The 6158-nt window shown below is 36.9% G+C and carries 7 protein-coding genes; all 7 read left to right on the top strand.

What is annotated here, in order from left to right; genetic code table 11:
* The first annotated feature begins 85 nt into the window (after window positions 1-85).
* Window positions 86-661 carry a hypothetical protein gene (locus tag ACYVRH_RS10410; RefSeq protein ID WP_461256849.1) on the top strand — a complete coding sequence of 192 codons (576 nt, stop codon included), beginning with the start codon at window positions 86-88 and terminating at the stop codon, window positions 659-661.
* A gap of 88 nt (window positions 662-749) precedes the next feature.
* Window positions 750-1775, top strand: coding sequence for an FRG domain-containing protein (locus ACYVRH_RS10415; RefSeq protein WP_461256850.1), 1026 nt, complete (start codon window positions 750-752; stop codon window positions 1773-1775).
* 204 nt (window positions 1776-1979) lie between these two features.
* Window positions 1980-2132, top strand: coding sequence for a hypothetical protein (locus tag ACYVRH_RS10420; protein WP_461256851.1), 153 nt, complete (start codon window positions 1980-1982; stop codon window positions 2130-2132).
* A gap of 4 nt (window positions 2133-2136) precedes the next feature.
* Window positions 2137-3102 (top strand): AlbA family DNA-binding domain-containing protein, encoded by a 966-nt coding sequence (locus ACYVRH_RS10425; protein WP_461256852.1) that lies wholly within the window; start codon window positions 2137-2139, stop codon window positions 3100-3102.
* 28 nt (window positions 3103-3130) lie between these two features.
* Complete coding sequence (locus tag ACYVRH_RS10430) at window positions 3131-4471, top strand: DNA primase family protein (RefSeq protein WP_461256853.1); 1341 nt, start codon at window positions 3131-3133, stop codon at window positions 4469-4471.
* A gap of 202 nt (window positions 4472-4673) precedes the next feature.
* Window positions 4674-5594, top strand: coding sequence for a helix-turn-helix domain-containing protein (locus ACYVRH_RS10435; RefSeq protein WP_461256854.1), 921 nt, complete (start codon window positions 4674-4676; stop codon window positions 5592-5594).
* A gap of 45 nt (window positions 5595-5639) precedes the next feature.
* A partial coding sequence (locus tag ACYVRH_RS10440) for a DNA glycosylase AlkZ-like family protein (RefSeq protein ID WP_461256855.1) occupies window positions 5640-6158 on the top strand: 519 nt, incomplete at its 3' end.

The raw sequence follows: 6158 nt of genomic DNA on the forward strand, positions 1-6158 counted from the left end.
TATCTTGCAAAAATGTACAAAGAAAAAGTTGGTTTAAAGCCGCTCATAGAAAGCGGTTGGAACTTATCAGAAGCAGAGGCGGAATTTGGACCGGATTTTACTCGTCAATAGTATATATGAAGCAGCTGCAAATATTGACGCAGGCCGTAAAGGTTTTGCCATTGAAGGCAAAGCGGAAGAAGGCCGTGTTTCCTACAAAAAAGGCATAACGCAAGCCCTATCTGCTTTTAAGGAAGCCCAAGCCGCCGCCGACCCGCAAGCCCTCATCCTTGCCGAGTGGACATTTTTGGGGCAAGAACTTGAATTTTTGGAAAAATCAGACAAAGACAGCATAAGCAGTTTAACTAAAGCCGTCCGTTTTTTTGATGACGCTTTTCTTGCCCTCGAAGCCGTTGAAGGCTTACATTACGAGGTAGCAGAACAAACGCACCCCCACGATAGTGAATACCGTATAAAAGGCTTTCCGAAGGACTCATACCAAATAGCTTGTGGCAAACACCAGGCAAGGATAAAAAACATACTGAAAGCCCCCGGCATAGACCCCATAGAAAAGGCTTTATTAAAACAGCGTTTAGCCAATATGTCAACAGCGCAGACGGCGTATTTGGAAATTGCAAAGGAAGGCGTTGGCGAAATGAAGATAATAAGTAGAGGGCGTTGATTTAACTTGTCGCAAAATTTGCGACAACTGTCACAAATAGCAAAGTTTACCAAGTGGAATACTATAGATTTTATTGATATAAGATGACATGGGAAATAAAAAGGAAAGACACAAGCAAAAAGTTGCCGCACGAAACGCAAGACTGGCGAATGATCGTAAAAACATATATTTTCCCAATTTTACACAAGTATTAAACGTATCTATTCACGAAGGTTGCTATCTTATGACATGGGAACACTTGATACCGATTTTAAATATTCCATCGCCAAATGCTGATGTTAGTGTCTGGAATTTGGTAAATCGCACAAGAGACGGAAAAGCGTTAAATGGTTCTTATGTCAAAACGGCAGAGGATAAATTCAAAATTTTTCTAAACCCCACAGGATTTTCGTCCTATATTTATAGAGGCGAACATAAAGAATATGAACATTTTGAACCATCCTTACAAAGAGCCTTGCGCAAAAATGAAACAGATAAGATACAAACAACAAAACACTTCATTTCCGCATTGAAGAAATCTCCGATTTATGATTATTTCAAACAACCAATCAAATGGGGCGAGGAGAACCTAATTTTCGACATAGACGCGGAAGCCATAGCACAGCACTATGGTTTTGTTTCAAATTATTTGGATTTAACACGCAATGAGGACATAGCCAAATTTTTCGCCTACACTTATGTTGATGAAAAAACAAACGAGTATAAACTCATCGAAGATTTCGAACAATATTCCCCAACTTTATATAGGGCGCATATCACAGATATATACAAAAGATATGGTTGCGAACCGATAGGATTCCAACCATTTTTGCGACCTATAAAACAATGGGCACTGGCAGTCAATCTCGGCGAGAATTATAAGGGTGCAAAGGAATTGTTTGAAACTTATAAGTTAACCGACGTTAAAGAGGCAAAAAGAATATACGACAGCTTCAAGGGCGGGAAATTGTTGTTCCCAAAAGAACCAATGACCAATTTTATTGATAACTCCAGCCCGAAATTTTTGGACACATTGAATTGGAACACTGATTATGTAAAATTCCTATTGAATTGGTTAATAGAGAATATTGGGTGGAGAGTAGAAAGTCCCGATATTGATGAAGACATTGACTGAAATAATATTTGCATGCAGGATTTTAAGGTAAAATCAATATTTATCAACTAAATTTTATATTGAAAATGTGTAAAATATAAGATATTCTGACGGTAAGCGGAATTAAGTCATGGTTGGCTTAGTAAATAAGGTTTTTGTATGATTTCGGTATATGCGGTTTATTTGGGGAAGCAGAAAGAGGCATTGAGGTAATGAGAGGTATCTATGAAATTTAACAATGAAGCCGTCAATATCGACACCAAATTATGGATTAAAATAGTTACTGTTGTTCATTCAAAGAAAGAAATGTTTAGTATTGCTGAAATGAAAGAAATAATTGAAAATCAAAGATGTTTAATAGAAGGTAGGGACACATAATAAAATGTATTTTTCTGATATTTTCTCTATTACTGAAAATGACATCCTCAACTTAATAACTAATAAAATATCTGAACAGAAAACCCTGGAATTTAAACGCCAGTTGCCTGATAAAAACAAAGATGATGAAAAAATTAAATTATTACAAAGCATTGCCTCTTTTGCTAATACTGATGGCGGTATTATAATTTTTGGTATGAAAGAAAACAGTGAAGGTGAAGCCTCTGAAATAATTAATATAGAAACATCAACAGATGATGATTTTTTGCGACTAACAAGTATGGTTAAAGATAGAATATCTCCAAGATTGAACCCGCCCGAATTTCGTGAATTGATAGTTGAAAATAAAAAAATATACATTATGTGTATCCATTCTAGCTTTACCAAACCTCATTATGTAAATGGAAATTTTGTATTTTATGGAAGACATAGCTCAGGAAAATATCAACTTGATATTTCAGAAATCAGGGCTTTGTTTTTAAGCTCAAAATCTGCGGAAGAACAATTTGAAAATTTTAGAATTAACCGTATTATGAAGTTGAAATCGCATAGTTTTCCATTCAAATATTATTCAGATAATTTTTTTGTAATTCATATTGCATCATTAAATTCAATTAATAATAATATTCAATTATCTATGCCCAAAATAAAATTGAAAAACATTGAACTAATATCAAATATGTACGCTACTGGAGCAATTAGTAACTATGATGGATATTTATTATATGACTTTATTCCTGATGGTAAAATATACAGTTATGTTCAAATATTTCGAAATGGTAGTATTGAAACCACACATTTTAATTTATATAATCGTCAAAATGAAAAAATAATTTATGGTGATGAAAGCGTTTATCTTAGGATTAGCGAATTGAAAAATGGGAGTATTCAATTTACTGATTCAACAAACGCCGAAAGGCTGTTAAAGGAGCATAAGCGGAATATTAGATATTTTACCGCTTGGAGGTGATGAAAGCGTTTATCTTAGGATTAGCGAATTGAAAAATGGGAGTATTCAATTTACTGATTCAACAAACGCCGAAAGGCTGTTAAAGGAGCATAAGCGGAATATTAGATATTTTACCGCTTGGAAAAAATGGCTTGTTTGGAACGGAACGAATTGGAAAACTGACGAGGGCGGCGCTTTGATTCATGAGAAAGGGCTTGAGACCGTGCGGAACATTTACGATGAATTATCAAGGACTGCTGATTATCGGGAACGGATCGATATTGAGAATTTTGCGAGGATCAGCGAAAGCATAAGGAGGCGGGAGGCTATGATTAAAACGGCGCAATATATTCAGGAGTTGAATATTACCGCTGACGATCTTGACGGTAATCCGTGGCTTTTGAATGTGCGTAACGGCACTATTGACGTGGTAACCGGGGAATTCAGGGAACACAGGCAGGAGGATATGATCACCAAACTTGCCAATGTTGAATATGATCCTAACGCCGATTGTCCGCTTTGGAAGCAGTTTATCCGTGAGATTATGGATTATAAGCCGGAATTAATTAAATTTTTGCAGACCGCTATGGGGTGGGCTTTGACGGGGGATAATACGGAACAAACTATGTTTATTTTGTATGGGAGCGGGGCTAACGGAAAAACCACTTTTTTGAATACGATTCAATATTTGTTGGGCGATTACGCCACTTCCACGCCTACGGAAAGTTTTATGAAAAAGAACACGGATCAATACACTAACGATATTGCCCGATTGAGGGGCACTCGTTTTGTGTCCACTACGGAAGCGGAACAGGGGCGGCGGCTTTCCGAACCGCTTATAAAAAAGATTACCGGAAACGACCAGATTACGGCACGTTTCCTGTACGGCGAATATTTTAATTTTACTCCCAGTTTTAAAATTTTCATGGCGACTAACCACAAGCCTTTGATTAAAGGAACGGATCACGGCATTTGGCGGAGGATTAAACTAATTCCTTTTACCACTACTATCGCACAGGAAAAACAGGATAAGAACTTGGAAGCTAAATTGAAACAGGAGACAAGCGGTATTCTTAATTGGCTTTTGGAGGGGACGGCAAATTGGAAGCGTGAGGGTTTAATAGCCCCTGCTGATATTCTTGACGCTACTGACGAGTATCGTGGTGAAATGGACGTTATAGGAAATTTTATTAAGGAACGGTGCGTAAAGGACGGCGGTATTACGATTCGGATTAGGGATTTGTACAGGGCTTATGCCGATTGGTGCGAAGAAAATAAGGAACACGCCGTAAGCGAAAGGTTTTTTACTATGAGGCTTAAAGAAATGGGTTTTGTGCAGGGCAGGACGGCGGAAATGCGGTTTTGGACGGGGATTGGATTAGCGAAATAAAAAATAAAAAATAAAAAAGAAAAGAGAAAAAAGCCACAGGATTTTGTCGGTGATAAGGGCAAGCCTGTGGTTTTTTTCAACTTCACCCTGCGACTGCGGTTGTCGGTTCCCCCGTGCGCCCCTTTAATTGGGTAAACAAACAGGCGAATAATCGACGTTTTTTGACAGAAAAAAATTTGCTATTAACAAAATATGGCATTTTTTGGGGGCGCACGCTCCCCCCTGTAAAAAAAAGAAACCATTTGCATTACTCGAAAACGTATTACTTGATATAGAAGAAGGCATAAAAAAGAATATCACCGCCTTCACGCTTTCAAAAAAATACAGCCTTTCTGAAATCCATTTACGCAGACTTTTCAAGTTTGCGTTTAATAAAGCAATATCCGGCTACATACGTTCCCGCACGTTGGCGGAAAGCCTTAACGATATTTTACATACGGATAAAAACATAATCGACATAGCCCTTGAATACGGCTTTGGCTATGAGAATTCATACAGCAGATCATTCAGGCGTGAATTCGGCATATCGCCTGACAATTTACGCAAGACAAGGCAAATTATAAAAATACAGCCGCCCTTACACCTTTTTGATGAAAACAATTTAGATGACAACGCTTTCTTTGGTCCTGAATTTGTAGTAGTACCGCAGTTTCACTTAATAGGAAAGACGCACAAATTATCGTTTGAAAACGCCTTAAAAGAAGTCTATAATGCCGGAAAACTCTTTTGGGAGAATGATCGCCAACGGGTTAAAAATATAATAAATCCCGATGTTTATTTCGGTTTTACCCACAACATTAACCATGAAAAAAAATATTCTGAATTCTTAACTTCGGTTCAAGTGCGGAATTTATCTGATATTCCCCCCGGATTAAGCGGCGCTACATTCAATACTTCAATGTGCGCCCGTTTCCGCTTTATCGGGCAACATCAATATAATGACATTAACATAGAAACAGCTAACAAAATGTACGGAATAATTAGGAAATATATCAATGATGATAAATTTAATTACTCACTGTCTATGGATAAAGTCTATTTTGAAAGAATAGATTTTAAAAAATATAACGGGGATTTCTTTCAATTGGAATGTTATACTCCTGCAACGGAAAAATCCGCATGAATCTCAACCGTTTAACGCAATAGCTTATAAACCGGATAATATTATATGACGCATTTTATTACGAAAAACGACCTTTGTTCTTACTTGGTACATTATCATTCATTGTATAATTTTAATACCCTGTCAGGGGAAATCGGGGTTAAAAATGTTTTTAAGAAATTAGGGTCTATTCAATACGATCCGTTAAATGTGGTAGGGCGTAATCCGTACCTTGTATTACAATCGAGAATAAAAGGGTTTACTGCCGATATTCTTGATAAACTTTTATATAAAGACAGATACCTTGTTGACGCATGGGATAAGGAAATGTCAATTTATAGAACCGAAGATTGGCGGTTCTTTAACAGGGTAAGAAAAATTAAAAATGAAACATATAAAAAAATGCTTGCAAGGCGCAGTCAAACAGAAGTTTTATCTCATACAGATGAAGTAATAAAAGAGATAAAAAATCGTGGTCATCTTGAAGCAAAAGACATTAAACTGGGAAAATGTAAAACTAATCCCTGGGGACATAAAAATATATCCGGCGCAGCCCTCGATTATTTATTCTCCATTGGTAAATTA

Source organism: Treponema sp. R80B11-R83G3 (genome assembly GCF_054786115.1).

Excerpts from the sequence above, each read along its gene's own strand:
- ACYVRH_RS10415 (WP_461256850.1), top strand. The coding sequence starts at position 750 with ATGGGAAATAAAAAGGAAAGACACAAGCAAAAAGTTGCCGCACGAAAC.
- ACYVRH_RS10420 (WP_461256851.1), top strand. The coding sequence starts at position 1,980 with ATGAAATTTAACAATGAAGCCGTCAATATCGACACCAAATTATGGATT.
- ACYVRH_RS10425 (WP_461256852.1), top strand. The coding sequence starts at position 2,137 with ATGTATTTTTCTGATATTTTCTCTATTACTGAAAATGACATCCTCAAC.